Annotated in this window: 20 protein-coding genes; 15 read left to right on the forward strand and 5 right to left on the reverse strand. The window is 63.2% G+C overall.

The annotated features are described in order from the left end of the window. Positions 1-123: 123 nt before the first annotated feature. Positions 124-1,116 carry an iron-siderophore ABC transporter substrate-binding protein gene (locus tag PYR64_RS00600; protein ID WP_275780042.1) on the forward strand — a complete coding sequence of 331 codons (993 nt, stop codon included), beginning with the start codon at positions 124-126 and terminating at the stop codon, positions 1,114-1,116. Positions 1,117-1,334: 218 nt separating this feature from the next. Here the strand turns inward: PYR64_RS00600 and PYR64_RS00605 are convergent, their stop codons facing one another. Further along, a complete protein-coding gene (locus PYR64_RS00605) occupies positions 1,335-1,967 on the reverse strand; it encodes a hypothetical protein (RefSeq protein ID WP_018780067.1) in 633 nt (210 codons plus the stop codon). Positions 1,968-2,356: 389 nt separating this feature from the next. On the opposite strand from PYR64_RS00605, the gene PYR64_RS00610 reads away from it, so the two are divergent. From PYR64_RS00610 to PYR64_RS00630, 5 genes are all read left to right on the forward strand, one after another. Continuing rightward, complete coding sequence (locus tag PYR64_RS00610) at positions 2,357-3,073, forward strand: SipW-dependent-type signal peptide-containing protein (RefSeq protein WP_275777717.1); 717 nt, start codon at positions 2,357-2,359, stop codon at positions 3,071-3,073. Between the two features lie 96 nt (positions 3,074-3,169). Continuing rightward, positions 3,170-3,688 carry a signal peptidase I gene (locus PYR64_RS00615; RefSeq protein WP_018780069.1) on the forward strand — a complete coding sequence of 173 codons (519 nt, stop codon included), beginning with the start codon at positions 3,170-3,172 and terminating at the stop codon, positions 3,686-3,688. A gap of 7 nt (positions 3,689-3,695) precedes the next feature. Then, positions 3,696-4,427, forward strand: coding sequence for a hypothetical protein (locus PYR64_RS00620; RefSeq protein WP_275777721.1), 732 nt, complete (start codon positions 3,696-3,698; stop codon positions 4,425-4,427). After that, on the forward strand, positions 4,424-6,190 hold the full coding sequence (locus PYR64_RS00625; RefSeq protein WP_275777722.1) for a choice-of-anchor G family protein: 1,767 nt from the start codon (positions 4,424-4,426) through the stop codon (positions 6,188-6,190). Before PYR64_RS00620 ends, PYR64_RS00625 begins: the two co-directional genes overlap by 4 nt. Before the next feature lie 204 nt (positions 6,191-6,394). Continuing rightward, the gene (locus tag PYR64_RS00630; RefSeq protein ID WP_018780072.1) at positions 6,395-7,684 is read left to right on the forward strand and encodes an adenylosuccinate synthase; all 1,290 of its coding nucleotides are present in this window, start codon (positions 6,395-6,397) and stop codon (positions 7,682-7,684) included. Positions 7,685-7,767: 83 nt separating this feature from the next. On the opposite strand, the gene PYR64_RS00635 is transcribed toward PYR64_RS00630, so the two are convergent. Both PYR64_RS00635 and PYR64_RS00640 read right to left on the reverse strand, forming a co-directional pair. After that, on the reverse strand, positions 7,768-8,982 hold the full coding sequence (locus PYR64_RS00635) for a GAF domain-containing sensor histidine kinase (protein ID WP_275777723.1): 1,215 nt from the start codon (positions 8,980-8,982) through the stop codon (positions 7,768-7,770). 67 nt (positions 8,983-9,049) lie between these two features. Further along, positions 9,050-10,177 (reverse strand): ABC transporter permease, encoded by a 1,128-nt coding sequence (locus PYR64_RS00640; protein WP_275777725.1) that lies wholly within the window; start codon positions 10,175-10,177, stop codon positions 9,050-9,052. 112 nt (positions 10,178-10,289) lie between these two features. Between PYR64_RS00640 and PYR64_RS00645 the strand changes: the two genes are divergently transcribed. The 7 genes from PYR64_RS00645 (at position 10,290) to PYR64_RS00675 (ending at position 17,030) form a co-directional block, all read left to right on the forward strand. Beyond that, complete coding sequence (locus PYR64_RS00645; RefSeq protein WP_039239543.1) at positions 10,290-10,880, forward strand: TetR/AcrR family transcriptional regulator; 591 nt, start codon at positions 10,290-10,292, stop codon at positions 10,878-10,880. A 101-nt stretch (positions 10,881-10,981) separates the two neighbouring features. After that, complete coding sequence (locus tag PYR64_RS00650) at positions 10,982-12,442, forward strand: MFS transporter (protein ID WP_275777726.1); 1,461 nt, start codon at positions 10,982-10,984, stop codon at positions 12,440-12,442. A 10-nt stretch (positions 12,443-12,452) separates the two neighbouring features. After that, positions 12,453-13,325 (forward strand): SMP-30/gluconolactonase/LRE family protein, encoded by an 873-nt coding sequence (locus PYR64_RS00655; protein WP_275777727.1) that lies wholly within the window; start codon positions 12,453-12,455, stop codon positions 13,323-13,325. A gap of 97 nt (positions 13,326-13,422) precedes the next feature. Continuing rightward, the gene (locus PYR64_RS00660) at positions 13,423-13,656 is read left to right on the forward strand and encodes a DUF6480 family protein (RefSeq protein WP_026267494.1); all 234 of its coding nucleotides are present in this window, start codon (positions 13,423-13,425) and stop codon (positions 13,654-13,656) included. Between the two features lie 48 nt (positions 13,657-13,704). Beyond that, complete coding sequence (locus PYR64_RS00665; protein ID WP_275780044.1) at positions 13,705-14,628, forward strand: NADP-dependent oxidoreductase; 924 nt, start codon at positions 13,705-13,707, stop codon at positions 14,626-14,628. A 315-nt stretch (positions 14,629-14,943) separates the two neighbouring features. After that, positions 14,944-16,578 carry an ABC-F family ATP-binding cassette domain-containing protein gene (locus PYR64_RS00670; RefSeq protein WP_275777730.1) on the forward strand — a complete coding sequence of 545 codons (1,635 nt, stop codon included), beginning with the start codon at positions 14,944-14,946 and terminating at the stop codon, positions 16,576-16,578. Positions 16,579-16,649: 71 nt separating this feature from the next. Beyond that, positions 16,650-17,030, forward strand: coding sequence for a hypothetical protein (locus tag PYR64_RS00675; RefSeq protein WP_275777732.1), 381 nt, complete (start codon positions 16,650-16,652; stop codon positions 17,028-17,030). A gap of 124 nt (positions 17,031-17,154) precedes the next feature. Here PYR64_RS00675 and PYR64_RS00680 read toward each other — a convergent pair whose 3' ends face one another. Then, on the reverse strand, positions 17,155-17,988 hold the full coding sequence (locus PYR64_RS00680; RefSeq protein ID WP_018780080.1) for an alpha/beta hydrolase: 834 nt from the start codon (positions 17,986-17,988) through the stop codon (positions 17,155-17,157). A 96-nt stretch (positions 17,989-18,084) separates the two neighbouring features. Between PYR64_RS00680 and PYR64_RS00685 the strand changes: the two genes are divergently transcribed. Further along, positions 18,085-18,651: a TetR/AcrR family transcriptional regulator gene (locus PYR64_RS00685; protein ID WP_039239524.1), complete on the forward strand. Its 567-nt coding sequence runs from the start codon at positions 18,085-18,087 to the stop codon at positions 18,649-18,651. A 45-nt stretch (positions 18,652-18,696) separates the two neighbouring features. Here the strand turns inward: PYR64_RS00685 and PYR64_RS00690 are convergent, their stop codons facing one another. After that, the gene (locus PYR64_RS00690; protein WP_275777735.1) at positions 18,697-20,046 is read right to left on the reverse strand and encodes an MFS transporter; all 1,350 of its coding nucleotides are present in this window, start codon (positions 20,044-20,046) and stop codon (positions 18,697-18,699) included. A gap of 229 nt (positions 20,047-20,275) precedes the next feature. Here PYR64_RS00690 and PYR64_RS00695 point away from each other — a divergent pair, with 229 nt between their 5' ends. Beyond that, a complete protein-coding gene (locus PYR64_RS00695) occupies positions 20,276-21,577 on the forward strand; it encodes a cation:proton antiporter (RefSeq protein ID WP_275777737.1) in 1,302 nt (433 codons plus the stop codon). The last annotated feature ends 363 nt before the right edge of the window (positions 21,578-21,940 follow it).

The raw sequence follows: 21,940 nt of genomic DNA on the forward strand, positions 1-21,940 counted from the left end.
GGCTATCCGTGACTGTCGTCACAACGTCACAGAAGTGTGCCCTAATTAGGTTAGCCTTACCCAGTGAAAAATGACGATTTTGAAGTTCAGCCGCCCAAGGGCTCCCGTGCGCGAAAGCTCGTAATGAAGGCGGTCGGTGCCACCTTGCTTATGGGCCTCGTCGCGGGCTGCGGCACCAGTGGTACCTCGGGTTCCAGCGCGGGCAACGCCGATGTTGCCACGGGAGGATCGAAGTTCACCACCGCTGACCAGGAAACGGCGAAGCTCGGCACGGACGCCGCGCCCGGCGTTTTCCCGCGCACCCTGACGCACGCAAACGGTGAAACAACCTTGGAAAAGAAGCCCACCCGCGTGGTGGTACTCGACACCGGCGAACTCGACGACGTCGTCACCCTTGGCGTCACGCCGGTGGGCATGGCCACCACCGAAGGCGCCAACCCTGTTCCCACCTACCTGGCTGACAAGGTCAAGGATGTCCCCTCCGTGGGCACCATCCAGGACCTCAACCTTGAAGCCATCGCAGCGCTCAAGCCGGACCTCATCCTCGGCAGCAAGCTCCGGGCCGACAAACTCTACAAGCAGTTGTCATCCATTGCCCCCACCGTGTTCAGCATCCGGCCAGGCTTCCCGTGGAAGGAAAACTTCCTCCTGGTCGGCAAGTCACTGGGCGAGGAAGACAAGGCCACCAAAGCCCTCAACGACTACCAGAGCGAAGCTGACGCGCTGAAGGCAGACGTCAAGGGCGACCCGAAGATCTCGCTGGTCCGCTTCCTGCCGGGCAAGATCCGCCTGTATGCCAACAAGTCCCTCATCGGCGTCATCCTGAAGGACACAGGCTTGGCCCGCCCGGAGAACCAGAACATTGATGAACTCGCGGCTGAAATCTCGGCCGAGAACATCGAGCAAGGCGACGCCGACTGGATCTTCTACAGCAGCTACGGCGACCCCTCAGCCACCGGGGAAACCTCTGTAGTTGAAGGCGCTGTCTGGCCCAAGCTCGGCGCAGTCAAAGCCGGCCACGCGAAAGCGGTCAATGACGACGTCTGGTTCCTCGGCCTCGGCCCCACAGGCGCCCAGCTGATCCTGAAGGACCTCCGCAGCATGCTGGTCGGCTGACCCGGCCCCACCACAAGAACCCCAACGACGACGGCGGCCCTCACCAAAAGGTGAGGGCCGCCGTCGTCGTGTGTGTTGTGGGGCCTGGTCTGCGGGGTTTCCCGGGGGATTGGGACGCAAAGCGGGCCCCACAACGAAGGTGAGTGTGTTGTGGGGCCTGGTCTGCGGGGTTTCCCGGGGGATTGGGACGCAAAGCGGGCCCCACAACGAAGGTGTGACTAGGCCTTGCGGGGAATGCCCGTGCGGGCCATGGCCTCGGCGTAGGCACCGTGGATGGCGTCCAGGTATTCCTGCTGGCGTGCCGGCGTGCCCGCGAAGGAGCGGCCACCGAGCGAGCGGACTTTGAACGTCTTGAAACCGCGGCGCGCGATGCTGGCTGGTGCAGCCTTCATGAGCTGGTCCGCCAGGCGGTGGGCTTCGTTTCCGTGTGCCACCAGGGCAGAGGTGCGCGGCAGGAGCTGCAGGAGGCGAAGCAGTGGCTTGAGGCCCTCGGTGATGTTGGCGGGGGTGAGCTTGCCCGGCTCCTCGTTGGGCTCGATCCACGGGTAGGCGTTCCACGGCATCATGAGCTCGGGGCGGAGGCCCAGCTGCCACTGCATGCCGAGCATGCGGGTGGCTGCTTCCTCGTCGCCGGGGGTGATGAAGCCCTCACCGGTGGTGGTGCGCTGATTGGAGAAAAGGCTGACGATGCGGCAGTCATCCATGCTGTGGGCGGGGTCGATGTAGAGGACCTCGCTGCCTGGCTTCTGCTCCTTGATGGAGTCGCACAGCTCGTTGACCTCAGCGATGTGCGGTTCGTAGCGGCGGTTCCAGAGGATTTCTTCGGGTGATTCAGTCGCCAGTTCTTGCATCAGGGGTTAGGTCTCCTAGGTGTTACAGCGCACCGTTCCAAGGGGCCGCGGGCATGCCGCAGCCGAACCTCAAAGGGTGCTGTTGGGGGCTAACTAACCTTACCGGACTTACTGCCCCAATGGGGGCCGTCCCGGCGCGCCACTTAATGCGACGCGGCGTGTTGCCCGGGAAACGTGTCAGGCATCTCGGCCCGCCCGCAACTGCGGCACAAGGTTCGACGCCGGTGCGGCGCTCCCTGCCAGCGTCGAACGCCGGCATTAACCCTAAAGTGCACCTCGGCCGGGTGGGGCTTTTCCCTCCCCAGATAATGACGTTTGAAACTACTGGTTCCGGGGGAACCGTTCGGCCTCCCCGCCAGCTCAGCATCATCAACTGTGGGGGTTAAACAATGGTCGCTAAGACGTCATCCAACAAGGCAACGAAAGTTCGGGCGCTCCTCGCCGGCGGGCTTGTCCTGGGCGTGGGAGCTGCGTTCACCTTGGCTGCATGGACAGACAACGAGTGGGTCTTCGGCAATTCCGGTGGGGACAACGGACCGGGCACGCTGACCTACCACATGGAGCAAAACACTTTCAGCAACACCAACGGTACGGGCGCCGATGCGTGGAGCGACAAGCCGAACATCCCCACCGTGCCGAGCTCGGCAACTGACGGGGCACTGACGTTCGGCGCCATCTCGGCCGCCCTCAAGCCCGGTGATACTGCTTACGCGCCCATGCAGCTCCGGGCCGCGGCAGGTTCCGAAGCCCTGACGGCCACTTTGGCGGAGGCAGTCAAGCTCGGCGGAACCGACACCACCACCAATTCCCTGGCCCTCTACAACGCCCTGACCTACCGTGCGGTCCAGGGCGTCACACCGGCCAACTGCGCTGCAGGTACGCTGACCGGCGGCACCGACATCGTAGGTTCGGCAGCTGCCGGCGTCCCGCTGACGACAGTTTCCGCAACCCCCATCACACTGCCGAAGGGTGCCGACGCAGCAACGGCCGGCTCCGCGGTGAACATTTGCTTCGCCATCACCCTCCCGTCCGCCGTGACGGACGTGACCCTGCAGGGAAAGCAGACGGTTCCGCTGTGGAGGTTCACCAGCATCGTCAGCTCGTAACGCAGCTCTGTGACAGAGCCCTTGACCCGGACCAGAAGCTCGTCCCCATTGCCCCCTTCGGCCCCTGCCCTAGGCGGGGCGGGCTTCTGGGCCGTCTTGTCCCGCATCCTCAAGGTCTCCCGTGAAATTGCCTTGACTCTGCTGGCCTTGCTCGGGCTGGTGTGCATTCTGGCGCTGGTCCTGGGTTTCGTCTACAAGGCGTCGTTCGTGGTCTTCCGGACCGGATCCATGGAGCCCATCTACCCGGTCGGGGCGCTGTCCCTTACCGTGCAGGTCCCCGCTGCGGAGCTGGTCCCGGGTGATGTCGTCTCCGTGAAACGCTCGGAATCCGGCGTCCTGGTCACCCACCGCGTGGTGTCGGTGGAGCCTGACGGCTCTGGTGCTTCCTTACGGCTCAAGGGCGACGCGAACAGCTCGGAAGATCCGCTGCCGTACCAGGTGGACACCGCCCGGAAGGTACTGGCAACGGTACCCGCAGTGGGTTCCTGGGTGATGGCCATGCGGGGGCCTGGTTTCATCGGCGCCGCAACCATGGCGGTCGCCGCGCTTGTGGTGTGGGCGTACTGGCCCAAGCGGGTACCCCGTCACAAAGGTGTGGTGTCAACAGGGAGGTGAAAGAGCTGTGAAGCAGTGGAACCGGGTGGTGAGGCCCGCAGCGGCAGCGTGTGCCGCCGTCGTCGGGGTGCTGTTCTGTGCCGTCCCCGCCCAAGCCGCAGACCAGCTCATCCCGGTACCCGAAAACGGAACCCCGGGCGTCCTTTGGCTTTCCTCTTCCGTGTACCCGTTGGAGTTCCCGCAACTGGCGCCAGGCGATTCGTTCGTGTGGCAGATCGGGTTGTCGCTGGAAAAGCCCCAAGCCACCTCCTCCTTGCAGCTCGTTGCCACAGGCGGCCTGGCCGCCGCTGACGGATACGGCATCGCCGTCGATGAATGCCCGTCCCCGTGGCAGGGCGACAGCGGGCTGAACAAGGAACTGAGCTGTCCCGAAGGCTCAACGCCCAGGATCCAGCCCACCCGCCTCAACGATTGGGACCAAGGCCTCCGTGTCCCGCTCAGCAACCTCCGGGCCGGGACCGCACCGTACCTCCGTTTCACCCTGGCAGGACCCGCCAGCGCCCCGCCCCAAGACGCGGCGCTCACCTTGGGGATCGGGGTCACCGCCATGGGAGACGACGACGGCGGCAGCGCGCCTTCGCTGCCACCGGCCGCCGACGGCGGAAGCAAAGAACCCCTTGGAAGCACGGGTGCCACGTCCCTCCCCGCGCTATTCGCCGGGGGCGCGCTGCTCCTCCTGGGAACCGCCGTCCTGGCGATGCTGAAACGGCCGAGTGAAGCCAAGGAGCAAGGCGTATGACACTCCGACGCCCGCTGAGCGAACCCTTGCGCCGGGCATTCCTCAACCGTCCACGCCGTTCGATTCTCGTGGCAGCAGTGGCCGCCATCAGCCTGGCCGCCACCACAAGCATCACCACAGCTGCGTGGACGGACAGCGAATGGGTGAAAAGCGCCGTCGGCGTAAGTTCGCCCGGAGACTGCAGCACAAACTCCATGTTCACCAACCAGGCCTGGGCGAGGGAACTGCACGGCACAGTGCTCAACACCAATCTGGACACCGTGGCAGGGGTCCAGGGGCTGACTGTGCTGAACAACGGCACCACCGCTTCGCCCACCCCGGTCTCTGCGGTGCTGGTACCCGGCACTACTGACGCTTATGTCACCAAGATTCCGGTGACGGCCTTGGGCAGCAGCCCGGTCTCGGTGGGGCTGGGATTGGGTGTTCCCGTAGGTGGCCTGGGAACGTATACGCAGTGGGCGCGCTCGCAGAAAAGCGGGCAGGCCCAGGGCGCTTCGGGGCTGGTGTCGGACCAGACGGGTGCTGTGGATGTCGCAGGGACAGCGCAGGGTGCAGGCAGTGCCCCGAAAGCGGCCAGTATTTCGCTGGGCAACATCGTTCCTGCCTCCTTGTCCGGGGTGACCCTTGATGTTGGGGCGATTGCATCGTCCTCCAAGGTGGATAGCTGTGTCATGAGCAACGGGTGGCCGATGCTGGACACCACACCTACCGTCCAGCGCCAGTACGGGATTGCCGGGCTGGACCTGACGGCGGCGATTCCCGCCGTCGGGACGTTGTCCACCAGCGGGGCTTCACTGGTGGGGACGGTTCCTGCGCAACTGAATGCGTTGCTGGGGCCGGGTGGGTTGACTACCGGGATCTCCGACGGGGTCTCGGCACTGATCAACCCGTTGCTGGGGACATTGTCGCTCGGGTCCATCAGCACCACTGCGACGCTCTCTGCCCCGGATCTGACCGGGGTCACCGCCATGATGACCGAGTCCATGACGGACGGGATTGTCACCGTCAACCTGGGAACCGGGACGGTCAAGGTCAACATCGCGGCCCTGACCGGCAGCTCGGTGACTGGCTTGAACGGCATGGAACCCAATCACGCTGTCGTTCTGGATGCGGCCACGACGACGGCGGTGACCTCCAGGGTTACTGCCTTGCTGGATTCGTGGAAGAACCGGGTGCTGGCTGCGCTGACTACCGCGCTGCGCGCCATCACATTGAACGCCACCACCAACATCACCCTGAAACTGGCCGGGCTCAACGCAGCGACCATCGGCGTCAAGATAGGCGCGGCCACCGGCGCCAGCACAGGTATATCTCTGGGCGACTTCCTGGATGGCACCGCCACGGCACCCCAAGTAACCGCCAACGTCATTGGCCTGGATTTGGGAGGTGTGGTGGCTGCTTTGCTGGGACCCATTACCTCGGCCCTCCTCACCGGAACCAACAACGTGGTGAAGACCGTCCTCAACGCCACCATCTTCAACACCGGCCTGGTCGCCAACCTGGGTACAAGCCTGCAGGCCTTGATCACACCGGTGATTAACGCCGTCGGGCCAGTCCTGACAGCTGTCCGGACGCTGGTGGCCATCAATGTCAACGTCCAGCCCGATCAGAGCTGGCCCGGCACCAAACCGGCGGATGTCACTGCTGCGGCGGGAGAATACAAGGTCTCGGCCATTCGCGTGGGGCTGGTGGACAGTGCCGGCCTGCTGAGCCTGTCGTTGGGGAGTTCGTCGGCCGGTCCTGCCGCCCTGGTTGTCCCCTGACTTTGTCCACAACTGCAGGCCAACGTTGGGCCAACACCAGAGAAACCGTTGCCATCGGCTAAACTTGGCTGGTAAGAGCCCCGAACTCTTGCGTATGCCAGCCCACGTGGCAGGCTGCACCGGTAACGTCGGGGCATTCTCATGTACGGCGCCAAGCCCCAGTCATCCTTCTGGGGTCAGCCCGAAAGAATGGGGGAGGATCCCATGCCCGCTATCGTGATCGTCGGAGCCCAGTGGGGCGACGAAGGCAAAGGCAAAGCAACCGATCTGCTCGGTGGCCGCGTTGACTACGTGGTCAAGCCCAACGGCGGTAACAACGCCGGGCACACCGTGGTTGTTGGCGGTGAGAAGTATGAGCTGAAGCTCCTTCCCGCGGGCATCCTGAGCCCCAACGCAATTCCCATTATTGGCAACGGCTGCGTGGTGAACCTGGAGGCTCTCTTCCAGGAAATCGACGGCCTTGAAGCCCGCGGCGCTGACACCTCGCGCCTGCGCGTTTCAGCCAATGCCCACCTTGTTGCGCCGTACCACCAGGTGCTGGACAAGGTCACCGAGCGCTTCCTTGGCAGCCGCGCCATCGGCACCACGGGCCGTGGCATCGGTCCGGCTTACATGGACAAGGTGGCCCGCCTGGGCATCCGCGTCCAGGATGTCTTCGACGAGTCCATCCTCCGCCAGAAGGTGGAAGGTTCGCTGCGCCAGAAGAACGAACTGCTGGTCAAGGTCTACAACCGCCGCGACATCGTGGTGGATGAAATCGTGGACTACTTCCTGTCCTTCGCCGAGCGGCTCCGCCCGTTGGTTATCGACAGCACCCTGGAGCTGAACAACGCCCTGGATGAGGGCAAGGTTGTGCTCATGGAAGGCGGACAGGCAACGTTCCTGGACGTGGACCACGGCACGTACCCGTTCGTCACTTCCTCCAACCCCACGGCAGGCGGCGCATCCGTTGGCTCGGGCATTGGCCCCACCCGCATCTCCCGCTCCATCGGCATCATCAAGGCCTACACCACCCGCGTTGGCGCCGGCCCGTTTCCCACGGAACTGTTCGATGAGATGGGCGTCTACCTGCAGAAGACCGGCGGCGAGTTCGGTGTCAACACAGGCCGTCCCCGCCGTTGCGGTTGGTACGACGCCGTCCTGGCCCGCCACGCTTCCCGCGTCAACGGTTTCACGGACTACTTCGTCACCAAGCTGGACGTCCTGACGGGTATCGAGCAGATTCCCGTCTGCGTTGCCTATGACGTCGACGGAGTCCGCCATGATGAAATGCCCATGACGCAGACCGAGTTCCACCACGCAGTGCCGATCTTCGAGTACTTCGACGGCTGGACCGAGGACATCACCGGTGCCCGCACCCTGGAAGACCTCCCCGAGAACGCCCGCAACTACGTGCTGGCCCTCGAGAAGCTCTCCGGCACGCGATTCTCGGCCATCGGCGTCGGCCCGGACCGCGACCAGACCATCGTGGTCCACGACTTGATCAACGACTGACCACCAGCTGATTTACGACGGCGGCGGGTCCCCTCGGTTCCATACGGAACCTGAGGGGACCCGCCGCCGTCGTTAAGTTACGGTCAGCTCCCACTGCCCAGGTGGATGGATACCGCGGTGCCGCCGCCCGGTGCGGATCCGATCTCCAGCCGCCCGCCCGCGGCGGCCACTATCCGTGCACAGGTTGCCAGGCCAAGACCGGTTCCGGGCGGGTCGTCTTCCCTGTGCAGACGGACCAAGGGGTCCAGCACCCGGTCACGGTCGGGTTCGCTGATTCCCTTGCCGTTGTCGATCACCCGGAAGGTTGCGCCCTCGTCCGTCCGTTCGCCCGTGACGTGGATGGTCGGCGGAACTCCGGGTCTGGTGTAGGTGACCGAGTTGTGGATCAGGTTCTGAAGCAAGACCCTCATCTGGCCGGGATCGGCACTGAACACAAGATCATCGCAGTCCACCGAAGCCCCGTTCACTTCAAGGCTCGCAGCCAAGTCCTGGACCACGTCTTCCACCAGGGCCTTGAGCGAGATCTGGGCAGGCCGCACATCTCCGCCGATAGTGGCGTAGGCAAGGACGTCTTCCACCATGCTCAGCATCCTTTGCCCGGAATTGGCCACGACGTCCAGGTACTGGGCAATGGTCGCATCGGGGGCGTCCTGGGCCTCCATTTGGCTGAGTTCGACGAAGCCGAGGATGGAAGTGAGTGGATTGCGCAGGTCGTGGCTGATGCGGCCGGCGAATTCGGCGAGCAGGGCGTTGCTGCGCTGCGCCTCGGCCAGCGCCTCGGCCAGTTCCCGTGCGCGGTGTTCAAGGGCGAGGGCTTCGACGACTTCCGCTGCCAGGATCTCGAGGCCCTGGCGTTGCCGGTCGCTGAGCCGGCCGGTTTCCCGTGCGCCGGCGCAGAGCGTGCCCAGAACAAAACCGTCGTCGCTGACCAGCGGCACGGAAGCGTAGAACCTGATCGCGCCGCGGCGGCCGTCCACAAACGGGTTGTCCCTGTACCGCGCATCAAGCGATGCATCTTCCACCACCGTTGAGGCCCCGCTTTGGAAACCGACGGCACACATCGAATCCTCGCGGCTGCACAGATACGGCTCCAGGCCGGCCGTGGCCACTTGGTACTGCAGATCCTCCGTGATGATGTTGATGGCCGTCACCGGTTGTCCGCACACCGTCCGGGCCAACTCCACCAGGTTCTGCAGCCGCTCCGAGGGTACGGGAACAGCGATGTCCAGCCCCGGTCCGGGGACGGGAAGGCCCTTGCGGGAGAGCATCGAATCCCTGGGTAACTCGCCTGTTCTCATCCAGCCATCCTGTCAGATGAGCACTACAGGTCCTTGTCACAAAACAGCCGTCCAGGTGGGTGTGCCGCTATGCAACAGCCAATGCCGGGGCGTTTCGGAAATGGCCGAGGGCGATGAGCGCCGCTCCGGCCAACGTCCACATGCCAAGAACCAGCCAGGGAAATGCGGACGGGGCATCCGGGAAATAGGAGAGGTCGCGCAGCAGTGTTCCTGAGGCGCCGGGCACCAACCACTGACCCACGTCGCCCCATGGTGCGGGAAGGAACTCCTTTGGCTGGGCCAATGACGAGAGTGGGTTGCCGATGAAAAGGGTGATGATCGCGCCAAGGGCGATGCCGGCGCGTCCGATGAGCGCGTTGAAGCCCACGATGATCGCGGCTGTCGCGACGACTCCCAAGCCGATGGCGCCGGCGTTTGCCCAATAACTCCCTTGGAGTGTGTGGAACCAGCCTTGCAGGATGCCGGTGAGCCCCAGGCCCGCCACCGCTCCATAAGCCAAAATGGCCCCGAGCCGGCGCCACGTTCCGGAGACGAACAGCGAGATCAGTACGCCGCCGATCATGCCTCCCATCGCGAGTGGGAGACCAGCAACTGCCAGTCCGGTGCCGCGTGCGTCATCGGACGAAAGCGGTACGACGTCGGTGATGGTCACTTGGGGAACCGCGGCCCCCTCCGCGCCCTGCGGCGCCTGACCCGCTTGGCCGTGCCCGGGGGCCTGGCCGCTGACGGCTGCCTGCGCTGCCTGGCCGAGAGCACTTTGGAGTCTGCCGATCACTTGCGCCTGTATTTGGGACTGCATTTGGGCGCCCATTTGGGTGAGTGCCTGCGAGGCGACCGGGCTGCCGGCGCTGGCGACGAGAATCTCCGGGGACGTCCCCAGGACGATCGCCCCATAGACCTGACGCTGCTTGATGAGCTCTACGGCTTCATCGCGGCTGGACGCAGTGCGTATGTCCAGGCTACCGGCAGGGGCCTTGGCAGCGATTTGGGAGACCTGGTCTGAGTTGCCCACGGCGGCAATGGGGAGGTTCTGGACCTTTGCGGTGACGCTCGGCCAAGCGAACGCCAGCAATACGGCACAAACGGCGACGGCGGCGAGCAGAGCGGTGCGCAGCGCTTGCGGCCAGGGGGTATGTGGACTCGCCACAGATGGTGACTGACGCCTCGGCTCTGTGAGCTCAGTTGTTGTCGACATGGGCTGTCCTCTCCAGCACTATAAAAAAAGAATGTTCGTTCTTCATTGTGAAGCGGTTCTATTCACTCGTCAAGAATGATCATTCGTTTTCTTTTCGCGGTACGGTGGGTGAATGCCGAAAGTTACCGAGGAACACCGCGGAGCCATGCGTGAACGCATCCAGCGGGCCGCTCTGGCGTGCGTTGCGGAGAAGGGCTTTTCCAGCGTTTCGATGGGGGATATCATCGCCGAGGCGGGCCTGTCCGCGGGCGCGGTCTATGTGTACTACCGCAGCAAAGAAGAACTCATTGTTGATACCGGCCGACTGGTCTTTGAAGAGCGCATGGCGGCGCTCGAACGACTCAGCAGCCAGGACGACGTCCCACCCCCCGTCGAGGCCGTGTTGGCTCTCATGTCCGGACTGGCGCAGCTTGACTTCTTCCCCGGGGTTGCGGTGCAGGTTTGGGGAGAGGCCGTTCGAAACGACAAATTGGGCGTCGTGGCGAGGGAGATCCTTAGTGAAATCCGGGGGCACATCGAGAACTACTTGAAAGGTTGGCTGCGCGGATCCAGGCCTGACGAAGAGGCAGCTGAACGGGCCCGCAGACTCGCCCCCGCAATTTTGGGGCTGATCCAAGGTTTCGCCATCCAGGCGGCGCTCGGAGGAGACGAAGCGGAAGCTGCCTACTTGGAGTCCGCCCGCACGCTGCTGTCGGATCTCTAGAGGATCAGCGCCCGGGACTAATTCCGTTACCCCCGCCGTTACCTCCTTTGGGGGCATGCCCCGGCAACGAACGCAACGAGACGACGACGGGGACGAGATACATGACTACAGAGACTGCTGACGGAGTCGGATTCCGTTCCCGACGCGGACCCATCCTCATTGCCTTGATGCTTTCCACGGGCTTGGTGGCCATCGATTCAACGATCGTCGCCACGGCCGTGCCGTCCATTGTGGAAGACATCGGCGGTTTCAGTTCCTTCCCCTGGCTCTTCTCGGCGTACTTGTTGGCACAGGCTGTTTCCGTGCCTATCTACGCCAAGCTTTCCGACGTCGTGGGCCGGAAACCGATCATCCTCAGCGGCATTGGCCTGTTCCTGCTGGGATCCATACTGTGCGGGGTGGCATGGAGCATGCCGGCCCTGATTGCGTTCCGGGTGCTTCAAGGCCTCGGGGCAGGCGCGGTGCAACCAGTGTCAATCACCATCGCGGGGGACATTTACACCCTTGCCGAGCGCGCCAAGGTGCAGGGATATCTGGCCAGCGTGTGGGCCATCTCTTCCGTGGTGGGGCCAACACTCGGTGGCGTCTTTGCGTCATTGGGGATCTGGCGCTGGATCTTCCTGATCAACATCCCGTTGTGCTTCCTGGCGGGTTGGATGCTGGTGCGCACCTTCCACGAGGACATTGAGCGTGCCAAGCACCGGATCGACTACCTGGGTGCCACCCTGCTGACCGTTTCCTTAAGCCTGCTGATCCTCGGTGCGCTCGAGGGTGGCCAGGCATGGGCCTGGAACTCACCCGTCAGCTCCACGGTCTTCGCGGTGGGTACCTTGCTGCTGGGCGCTTTTGTCCTGGCTGAGCGGCGGGCGGCGGAGCCGATCCTCCCGTCATGGGTTCTGTCGCGACGGTTGCTCGCCACCACGGCCTTCATTTCCTTCGGCGTGGGCGCAGTCATGCTAGGCCTCACTTCCTATGTCCCGACCTTCCTTGAAGGTGCCCTGAAGACGTCTCCCATTCTGGCCGGCCTTGCATTGGCTGCCTTGACCCTGGGCTGGCCGATCAGTGCATCACAGGCCGGCCGGTTCTATCTGCGGATCGGGTTCAAGCGGACGGCCTTGATCGGCATCTCCATCTCGGTGGCAGGTGCAGCAGTACTGGCGCTCACCGCGTCCTCACCCAACGTCGTATTGGTGGCATTGGCGTGCTTCATCGTGGGCTTGGGGCTTGGACTGGTTGCGACCCCCAGCCTCATCGCCGCCCAGTCGAGTGTTGAATGGAACGAACGCGGAGTGGTCACCGGAACCAACCTCTTTGCCCGTTCCATCGGCAGCGCCCTGGGAGTCGCCGTCTTTGGTGCGATCGCCAACGCCATCTACGCCGGCGGCCCAAGTGGTGGCGCTGATCCGCAAACCACCATTAACGCGTCTGCGGCGGTGTTCGTGGCGGTGCTTGTCAGCGCCGTCCTCACCGTCGTGGCCGTGATCGCCATGCCCGCTGCGCAGCGGGCGGACAGCAACACCCCGAAAGAAGAAAAGGCCGCTGTGACACCTGCGGAGGACTAATCTCGAACGCATGGATGAACTGATCACCGGCACTCTGGAAAAGCTCTTTGAAGGCACTGTGTGGGCCGAAGGGCCGGTCTGGATTCCGGAATCTCAGACGGTTCGTTGGAGCGACATCCCCAACAACCGCATCCTGGAGTTCAACCCCGCCACGGGCGCCACGCGCGAGTACGCCACCGCCGTCGAATACACCAACGGCCGGACGCTCGACCACGACGGGGACGTAGTGCAATGCAGCCACGGCCGAAGGCGCGTGGAGCGGGACGACGACGGCGATGTGACGCCGATCGTCGACTCGTTCGGTGAGTACCGGCTCAATTCGCCCAACGACGTCGTGGTCGCCGCAGATGGAACGGTCTGGTTCACTGATCCGCCCTATGGAATACTGCCGGGCACGGTTGAAGGTCATGAAGGCGAACAGGAGTACGGTGGCTGCTACGTGTTCCGCTTCGACCCCGCGACGGAGGAACTAAAGCCGGTGGTCACGGACCTGGTCCATCCCAACGGCCTGGCTTTCTCGCCGGACGAGTCACTGCTGTATGTTTCGGACACGGCGGGGGCCGCGCATGGCGTCCCGTTCCGCATCGCAGCCTACCCCGTGGAAGAAGGGGCGTGTGGGGCCGGAACCACGTTCGTAGAGCTGGAGGAGGAGCGGGCTTCTGACGGTTTCCGCGTTGACGTCGAGGGTCGGGTGTGGACATCGGCGGGGGCTTCTGTCCGTGTTTACGCGCCGGACGGCAGTCTGCTGGCCGCCGTCGAACTTCCTGAAAGGGTTTCCAACCTGTGTTTTGGTGGTCCCGACGGTCACGACCTCTACATCACGGCCACCACGTCTCTGTACCGCCTTCGCACCGGGACGCGCGACACTGTGTGGACGCGCTGACCCGGGCTCCCACTGATTTATAAGGTTGCTGTGGTTCTGGCCGGGCTGGTTCGATACGCTGGGTAAAAGCGACACCACTGCAACCAGGGGAGTGAGCGTGTCAGGACCTAATCCCGACCCGTACGAGGACAAGATCACAGGCTTGGAACCTGGTGGGGGAGTTCCGCCGGGCGAAACCCCGCCCGGCGAGTCGTCGACGGCCGGCCCCCAAGGCCACGATGAGGGTGGCCCGAGGAAGGGCACCCAGGTCCTGTGGCTCTCGATCATAGGCGTCTTTGTCCTGTTGTCGATGCTGTACTTCATCGGGTACATCGTGGGGTTCTTCGACTGAGCCGGCCAGCTAAGGAATAGCCGGCCTCAAGTGGAAGTTGACGCTCACATGAAGGCAATCACCTATAACAAGTATGGAAACCCGGACGTCCTGGAACTCACTGACCAGCCAATGCCCAAAGTAGGGCCGGGCATGGTCCTGGTCAAGGTCAAGGCGGCCTCAGTGAATCCGGTGGACTGGAAGATCATGGCCGGCTACTTGGACCCCCTCATGGACCTGCAGTTCCCGACCATTCCCGGGTGGGACGTCGCCGGCGTAGTGGAGTCGACAGGTATTGACGCTCCGCACTTCAAACCCGGCGATGAGGTCATCGCCTACGGCCGCAAGGATTACGTCCACGGTGGCAGCTTTGCTGAATACATTGCCTTGCCGGAGCGGCTCCTGGCCCGCAAGCCGGAGTCCTTGGACTGGAACGAATCCGCTGGCTTGCCGCTGGCCGGGTTGACTGCATTTCAGGTGCTGAAGCGGCTGGAACTGGCTGCGGGCGAGACTGTATTGATCCATGGCGGTTCGGGCGGCGTGGGTTCGCTCGGTATCCAGATTGCGAAGGCCCTTGGTGCGAAGGTGATCGCCACTGCCTCGGAGAAGAACCATGACTTCCTCCGGTCCCTGGGGGCCGAACCCGTGGCCTACGGCGAAGGGCTGGCGGAGAGGGTGCGTGCCCTGCGCCCCGAAGGCGTGGAAGTGGTTGCGGACTTCGTGGGCGGCAACCTTTCGACCACCCTGGAGGTCCTGAAGGACAACGGTCGCCACGCCTCCATCGCGGACAGTGATGTCGAGGAGCACGGCGGCACCTGGATGTGGGTGAATCCCGTGGGTGCTGAGCTGCAGGAACTTGCCGATCTGGTGGACGGGAACAAACTCCAGGTTGAGGTAGCGGAGACTTTCCCCCTTGCTGAGGCGGCGGAGGCGTTCCGCCTCAACATGGAAGGCCACACGCGCGGCAAGATCGTGGTCACGGTCGACGCCTAAAGGCATAACGGGAACGACGGCGGCGGGTCACGTTGGGTTTCGTTTCGGAACCTGGCGTCGGCCCGCCGTTTTTCGTGAAGCATGGTGCTTCTTCAGCAGGTGTTCCTTCAGTCCGGAGTTTCTTCAGCATGGGGGAATTTGCCTTGGAAGGCCATCTTTGTGAGACTGAAATCCTCTATTCCCCAGTGTTAGGCCGATGTTTTGACGGACATTCAAGGTTTCGCGACGCAAACCAAGCGCTGACACGCACCTGATGTCCTTTCGGGCCGGTGGTTGCAGCGCATTCGCTGAAATCACTGGAGTCCTGAAAACATCATGCCTTTTACAAAAAATCCCTCCATCACCCTGACTGACGTCCGCCTTCAATGGCCGGACGGCACCACTGCCCTCACCGGGATTTCCGGGACCTTCGGAGTGGGCCGCACGGGCCTGGTGGGATCCAACGGTGCGGGAAAATCGACGTTGCTGCGCCTCATTGCCGGCGTGTTGACTCCAACGAGTGGCCGGATCAGCACCAACGGCGAGGTCGGCTACCTTCCGCAGACACTTACCCTCAAAACCGACTCAACCGTAGCCGACTTGCTCGGTATCGGCCCTAAGCTGCGGGCCTTGCGCGCCATCGAATCCGGCGACGCCGCGGTGGAGAATTTCGAGACAGTGGGCGATGACTGGGACATTGAAACCCGTGCAGACGAGTCCCTGCGTCATATCGGCTTTTCAGGATCGGACCTTGACCGGAACGTCGGCGAGATTTCGGGCGGCGAAGCCATGCTGGTCGCGATCACCGGACTTCGGCTCCAACGGACGGCAATTACGCTGCTGGACGAGCCAACGAACAACCTGGACAGGGATGCCCGGGCAAGACTCTCCGGCCTCATCACTTCCTGGCCAGGAACGCTGGTGGTGGTCAGCCACGACCTCAGCTTGCTGGAGTTGATGGATAACACCGCGGAGCTTCATGCCGGGGAACTCACGGTCTTCGGAGGTCCATACAGCGCCTGGCGGTCCCACATGGATGAGCAGCAAGCAGCAGCTGTGCAGGCTGCCCAAGCTGCAAAGCAGGCTGTCAAGATCGAGAAGCGCCAACGCCAGGATGCTGAAACGAAGCTGGCCAAGCGTGCCCGGACCGGCCAAAGCAGCTACGACAACAAGAAGGGCTCCAAGATTCTCATGAACCAGCGGGCCTCTGACGCGCAGGTGTCTGCGGGGAAGCTGCGCTCGGGGTCGGACGACAAGGTTAACGCCGCCCGGACCGCACTGGATGAGGCATCGTCCAGAATCAGGGAAGAGGAGCGGATCAGCCTGAATCTTCCGGATCCGGACGTTCCACGCGGACGCCGGATAGCCGAGTTGCGCGGGACCAATCGTGCCTTCTTCGTAGAAGGCCCGGAACGGGTGGCCATCATTGGTGCGAACGGAGTGGGAAAGACCACCTTGCTCGAACGCGTGGTCGCCGGTGAGTCCTTGCCCGACAACGACGAGGTGAGTGACGTCGTCGAATCCGGCACCGCCGGTGGTCGCCTTCTCACCGGGCGTGCCGGCTATCTGCGGCAGCGCCTCGACGGCTTGGACGATGCCGCGACCACGCTGGAAAATGTCCAGGCTTCGGCACCAAGCGTTCCCGAAGGTGAAATCCGGAACCAGCTGGCGCGGTTCCTGCTAAGGGGCGACAGCGTCTACCGGCCCGTTCATACGTTGTCCGGTGGCGAGCGGTTCAGGGTTTCGCTGGCCCGGCTCCTCTTTGCCGATCCGCCGCCACAGGTACTGATTCTCGATGAGCCCACCAACAACCTGGACATCCAGAGCGTGGACCAGCTCGTGGAAGCGTTGAACGCCTATCGCGGCGCCGTGATCCTGGTAAGCCACGACGACGACTTCCTGGACCGTCTGGATCTGGACCTTGTGCTGAACCTGGACCATGACGGATCACTCACGGAGTTGCCGTCGTAAGGAAGTAAGTTCCGGAACCCTGAGGCGGGACGCGCGCCATGTAGTCTGGGAATTTCGATTTGGGGGAATTCATGGTGACTCGTCAGCGCAGCGGCTGCTTTTCCGTGGTGGCGGCAGGAATCCTGTTGATGGCGTGGATCGGCTCCATTTTCTGGACTGCCATCGACGAAGGTGCGGTGCCCGCCGACTCGTCGTTCCTTGCCGTTCCGTCGCCCAGCGAAGCCGGGGCGATCAGCACACACTGTGGTTCGGGAGGCTGTTCCCGGGTAATGACCGTAAACGTCAAGCCACCTCAGACATCGCAGTCGATTGCAGCGGAGATGGGGCTGATGCAGGAACGCTGCGAACCGATGAACCTCTGGACCATGCGGAAGACTTGTACCGGAGTCTCCAGTGACGCCGGGGGGCTCAAAATCTACCTGCAATACTCCACGTTCTTCTCCAAGTACTAGCTTCCAGGTACCAGGCACTAGCTTCGGGGTACCAGACACGACGACGGCGGCGCGCCACCCTCGGCTCCCATGGAACCGAAGGTGACCCGCCGCCGTCGTGCTTTAAGCGGATGACCGGTGAGGTCTACTTGGCCAGGAAGCTGAGCAGGATCTCGTTGATCTCAGCGCCGTGCGTCCAGAGGAAGCCGTGCGGTGCGTCCTCGATCTCGACGTATTCCGCCGCCGGCAGGCGCTTGGTGAATTCGCGGCCCGTGGCATCGATGGGCAGGATGCGGTCGCCTGTTCCGTGGACGATCAGGGACGGAACGGTGACCTTTTCGATGTCGGAGCGGAAGTCGGTCAGCCAGGTGTCCACCACGGCGAACGATGCGTACCAGGACGAGCCTGCAGCGACGTTCCAGGAGTTGCGCAGGGCTTCTTCGCTGAGCCGGTTACCGAGGAAGTTGTCGGTGTTGTAGAAGTCCTTGTAGAAGTTGGTGAACCAGGCGTAGCGGTCTTCGATGGCGGCGTTGCGGATGCCGTCGAACACGGATGACGGGACGCCCGTTGGGTTGTCGTCGGTCTGGAGGAGGAACGGCTCAAGCGAAGCGAGGAAGACGGCCTTGGCAACGCGGGACTCGCCGTACGTGCCGATGTAGCGTCCAACTTCGCCGGTGCCCATGGAGAAACCGACCAGGACGGCGTTCTGCAGGTCGAGCGTTTCAAGGACTGTGTTGAGGTCGGCTGCGAAGGTGTCGTAGTCATAACCGGTGGTGGTCTTGCTGGACTTGCCGAACCCGCGGCGATCGTAGGTGACGACGCGGTAGCCGGCGTTCAGGAGGGCGGCGGTCTGCTTTTCCCAGGAGGCGCCGTCAAGGGGGTAGCCGTGGATCAGGACAACCGGCTGGCCTGAGCCGTGGTCCTCGTAGTAGAGCTCGATATCCGTGGTGTTCTCAGTTCCGACTTTGATGAAGCCCATGATTCTGTTCCCTTTCCTCGAAGTAGAGAACGATCGTTCTCTCTCTGCTTACAAATACTATAGAACGATCGTTCTCATTTCAAGTAGTATTGGGGTATGGATATTTCCGAGGTCCGGCACCGCATCGTCGCGACGGCTGACGGGCTCTACAACGCCAAAGGAATCCAGTCGGTGGGTATGGACGAGCTGCGGACCGCGGCGGGTGTCTCACTGAAAAAGCTCTACCAGGAATTTCCGTCCAAAAGCAGCATTGTCATGGCGGTTCTGGAGCGCAGGCACGAGTCCTGGACCGAGGGGCTGGACGCGATGGTGCGCAAGGCCCCGGATCCGCGGGGCAAGCTCCTGGCCATCTTTGACTACCTCGCCGGATGGTTCTGCCAGGATTCGTTCCGGGGCTGCGGCTTCATCAACAGCTTCGCGGAGCTGGGTGCTGTCAGCCCCGAAGTAGCTGAGTATGCGCGGAAGCATAAGGAATCGTTCCAGGAATACGTTGCAGGCCTCGCCGCCGGGGCCGGCGCGCCGGCGTACTTGGCGCCCCAGCTTTCAATCCTCGCCGAGGGGGCGCAAACGACGGCGGCCATCGCCGGCTCGCCCGAGGCTGCGGGACAAGCGCGGCAGGCCGCCGAAGTGCTGATCGACGCTGCATTGGGCCAGGCTTCCTAGCCGGATTGCCTCCTGGTCCGGAACCTGCCGGTCCCGGCGCCGCCCTCAGCGGGCCTCAAGCTCCTCGAGTGTCTTGCCCTTGGTGTCGGAAGACCTGAGGGTGGCAATGGCTGAGATGATGCAGATGCCGAGCGTTGTCAGCCCGATGACCATGGGGATGTTGGCAGACCCCGGGGGAGCAATTGCGGTGAACAGGCTCGGGAAGAACGAGGCAATCATGAGTCCGATGTTCTGGGACACCGCGAATCCCGTGACGCGCATCCGCATGGGGAACTGCTCCTGGAAGAACGTGGCGAAGGTGGCGTTCCACATCTGGAAGAGGATGCCCTGGACGATCACAACGCAGACGAACACCAAGGGCAGGCTCCGCTGTTCGATGGCCCGAAGGTAGCCCATGGTCAGCAGCCCCCCGGTCATGCCGCCGGCCACCATCAAAGCACGCCGCCCGATCTTGTCCGAGAGTGCGCCGAACGCCGGAATGGTGAGGACGGCGGTGACATTGGCGGCCATGGTCACCCAGAGGAACTCGCTGCTGGAGAAGCCGATCCCGTAGCCCTTCTGGGTGGCGAACGAAACCCCGAAGATCAGGGTTGCCATGCCGATGACGTTGGTGAAGGTCATGGCAATGCAGCGGACCAGAACCCAGGGGTGGGTGCGCAGGAGGTCGACCAATGGGAACCGGCGTTTGGCGGGGGCTGCCTCGGACTGTGCCAGGTAGGCCGGTGGCTCCTGCACCCGGCGGCGAATAACGTAACCTGCCACGATCACTACGGCGCTGAGCAGGAAGGGAAGCCGCCATCCCCAGGAGTGGAACTCTTCATCCGGCAGCAGGGCGGCCAGGGGAATCAGCACTGCTGTGGCCAGAATCGAGCCGACCTGCGTGCCTTGGAGGCTGAAGCTGGCAAAGAATCCCCGCCGGGCGTCGGGGGAATGTTCCACGATCATCGCGCTCGCACCGCCGAGTTCGCCGGCGACGGCGAAGCCCTGGATCAGGCGGAGGATTACCAGCATGACGGGGGCCAGGAGTCCGACCTGTCCGTAGGTGGGGAGGAGGCCGACGGCAAAGGTGGCGAAACCCATGAGCAGCATCGCGAAAACGAGCACCTTCTTGCGTCCGTGCCTGTCACCGTAAGCGCCCAGGACCACTGCGCCCAGGGGTCGCGAAACATATCCCACTGCGTAGGTGGCCAAGGAAGCGATGATTCCCACCGTGGGATTCTCTGTGGGGAAGAAGATCGTGGGAAACAGGAGCGTTGCTGCCAGCGAGTACAGGGCGAAGTCGTAGTACTCCAGTGCGCTGCCGATCCAGCCGCTCATGGCGGCCTTCTTCGGGTCCTTTGGGGCGGTGCTTTCGCTGGCTACGGGAGGGATCTCCCTCCGGTGCATGACGGTCACGTCGCTGTACTCCTCTGGCGTCGCTGGCAAAGAACAAACTTCGTCTTGAATCGATTCATAATCCTACGACGTGACCTGGGTTACGTCAACGGAAGATTGGTTCCCGGATGCCATTGGATCCATGGCGCAGGAACCGGCCGATGCGCAGCGTTGCGGGATAGCCCCGACGGGCACGGCGGGGCTAGGCTTCTTGGACGCGCCGAACGGCGCGGCAGGAAGAAGACTATTCGTGTTTGAAGCCCCCAGCATCTTGTTCCTCTCAGCAGGCTTTGCAGTGTTGGCCGCTGCCGTCCTGCCAAAACTGTTGCGACGCATGCCGCTGTCCATGCCGATGGTCTTTCTTGGCAGCGGGATCCTGGCGTTCACTCTGCTTCCGGACCTGCCGGACCCTGATCCTGTCCGCTACGGGGAGTTCGCTACCCACCTCACTGAAATCTGCGTCATCATCTCCTTGATGGGCGCAGGTCTGGCCCTCGACCGACCGTTCCGGTGGCGCGGGTGGTCAACCACTTGGCGGCTGCTTGGCATCGTTATGCCCTTGTGCATCCTGGTGATGACGCTCCTGGGAATGTGGGTGTTGGGGTTGGGGCTCGCCGCCGCCATTCTTGTTGCGGCCGCGATTGCCCCCACTGACCCGGTGTTGGCCTCCGAGGTCCAGGTGGGAAAACCTGCGGACAGCGAAGAGGATCCGGACGAGGACGAGGTGCGCTTTGCCCTGACCTCGGAAGCCGGCTTGAATGACGGGCTTGCCTTCCCCTTTGTCTACCTCGCCATCCTCATCAGCCTGGTGGGAGCCGCGCCGGCTGCGTGGTCGGGGGAGTGGGTGGGTGTTGATTTGCTCTGGCGGATTGCCGCGGGGGTCCTGATCGGATTCGGCACGGGCAAGCTGTTGAGCCTGATCTTCTTCGCTGCCAAGGGAAAGAGTTTCCGCCTGTCCGAGCATTCCGAGGGCTTCGTTGCCCTGGCGGCCACGTTCTTGGCCTACGGCGCTACGGAGCTGGTGGCTGGATATGGCTTCATCGCAGTCTTCATCTGTGCCCTGACCATCCGTTCCGCCGAGCATAACCACGCCTACCACCAGGTCCTGCACAGCTATGTAGAGCAGTTGGAGCGGCTGATGACTGTGGTGATCCTGGTCCTCCTTGGCGGCGCTATTGCACGTGGTCTTTTGGAAGGCATTGGTTGGCCTGAAGTGCTGGTAGCCCTGGCGTTCCTCTTGGTGGTCCGGCCCGTGGCCGGCTGGATAGGGCTGATGCGTGGAAAGACCGGACCCCGCGAACGCCTGGCCATTTCGTACTTTGGAATTCGAGGGATCGGCTCCCTCTTTTACATTGCCTTTGCGATCAGCCACGGACATTTCGAAGACGAGGCCCACAGTCTGTGGGCAATGGTCGGATTGGTGGTGGCGCTGTCCATCGTGGTCCACAGGGCTACCACCGCGCCGTTAATGAACCGGCTGGATCGACTTCGCGTTGCGCAAGCGCGTAAGCAGCACGGTGACGAGGGCCGGGCTCCTACAACGGCTGTTTAGGGGCGGCTGTCCGCGTCCCGGCTGCCGCCGTCGCCGTATTTCATAAATATTTTGGAGTAATTAATCCGTGCTGGAAAGCCATCCCTAAACGCCGATAGTCAGCACCCTGATGGTTTGAGCAGGGACGATACCCAAAACGGCCGGATGGAGGGGTCGCCGGGGTGCTCCCGCACCGGGTTATCGCTCCATCGCCGGCCCTAGGCACACCGCGATCGCGGGCGTACAGTCCGCTGTATAGCTCCCCCGCATCCTGTTGGGCAGTTGCTTTGGGGCGGTCGCCCCGCTGGGGGAAGGAACTGCCATGCACCATAGCTCCGCGCGAAAAAATCCAGGGATACATTCAGCGGGATCGAGCCGCCGGCG

Origin of the sequence: Paenarthrobacter sp. Y-19 (assembly GCF_029223985.1) — a bacterium.
GTDB lineage: Bacteria > Actinomycetota > Actinomycetes > Actinomycetales > Micrococcaceae > Arthrobacter > Arthrobacter nicotinovorans.

Coding starts and splice junctions, on each gene's coding strand:
- PYR64_RS00610 (WP_275777717.1), top strand. CDS start 2,357: ATGGTCGCTAAGACGTCATCCAACAAGGCAACGAAAGTTCGGGCGCTC.
- PYR64_RS00605 (WP_018780067.1), bottom strand. CDS start 1,967: ATGCAAGAACTGGCGACTGAATCACCCGAAGAAATCCTCTGGAACCGC.
- PYR64_RS00600 (WP_275780042.1), top strand. CDS start 124: ATGAAGGCGGTCGGTGCCACCTTGCTTATGGGCCTCGTCGCGGGCTGC.
- PYR64_RS00635 (WP_275777723.1), bottom strand. CDS start 8,982: ATGAGAACAGGCGAGTTACCCAGGGATTCGATGCTCTCCCGCAAGGGC.
- PYR64_RS00680 (WP_018780080.1), bottom strand. CDS start 17,988: ATGGGCTTCATCAAAGTCGGAACTGAGAACACCACGGATATCGAGCTC.
- PYR64_RS00685 (WP_039239524.1), top strand. CDS start 18,085: ATGGATATTTCCGAGGTCCGGCACCGCATCGTCGCGACGGCTGACGGG.
- PYR64_RS00670 (WP_275777730.1), top strand. CDS start 14,944: ATGCCTTTTACAAAAAATCCCTCCATCACCCTGACTGACGTCCGCCTT.
- PYR64_RS00625 (WP_275777722.1), top strand. CDS start 4,424: ATGACACTCCGACGCCCGCTGAGCGAACCCTTGCGCCGGGCATTCCTC.
- PYR64_RS00665 (WP_275780044.1), top strand. CDS start 13,705: ATGAAGGCAATCACCTATAACAAGTATGGAAACCCGGACGTCCTGGAA.
- PYR64_RS00650 (WP_275777726.1), top strand. CDS start 10,982: ATGACTACAGAGACTGCTGACGGAGTCGGATTCCGTTCCCGACGCGGA.
- PYR64_RS00675 (WP_275777732.1), top strand. CDS start 16,650: ATGGTGACTCGTCAGCGCAGCGGCTGCTTTTCCGTGGTGGCGGCAGGA.
- PYR64_RS00655 (WP_275777727.1), top strand. CDS start 12,453: ATGGATGAACTGATCACCGGCACTCTGGAAAAGCTCTTTGAAGGCACT.
- PYR64_RS00630 (WP_018780072.1), top strand. CDS start 6,395: ATGCCCGCTATCGTGATCGTCGGAGCCCAGTGGGGCGACGAAGGCAAA.
- PYR64_RS00640 (WP_275777725.1), bottom strand. CDS start 10,177: ATGTCGACAACAACTGAGCTCACAGAGCCGAGGCGTCAGTCACCATCT.
- PYR64_RS00645 (WP_039239543.1), top strand. CDS start 10,290: ATGCCGAAAGTTACCGAGGAACACCGCGGAGCCATGCGTGAACGCATC.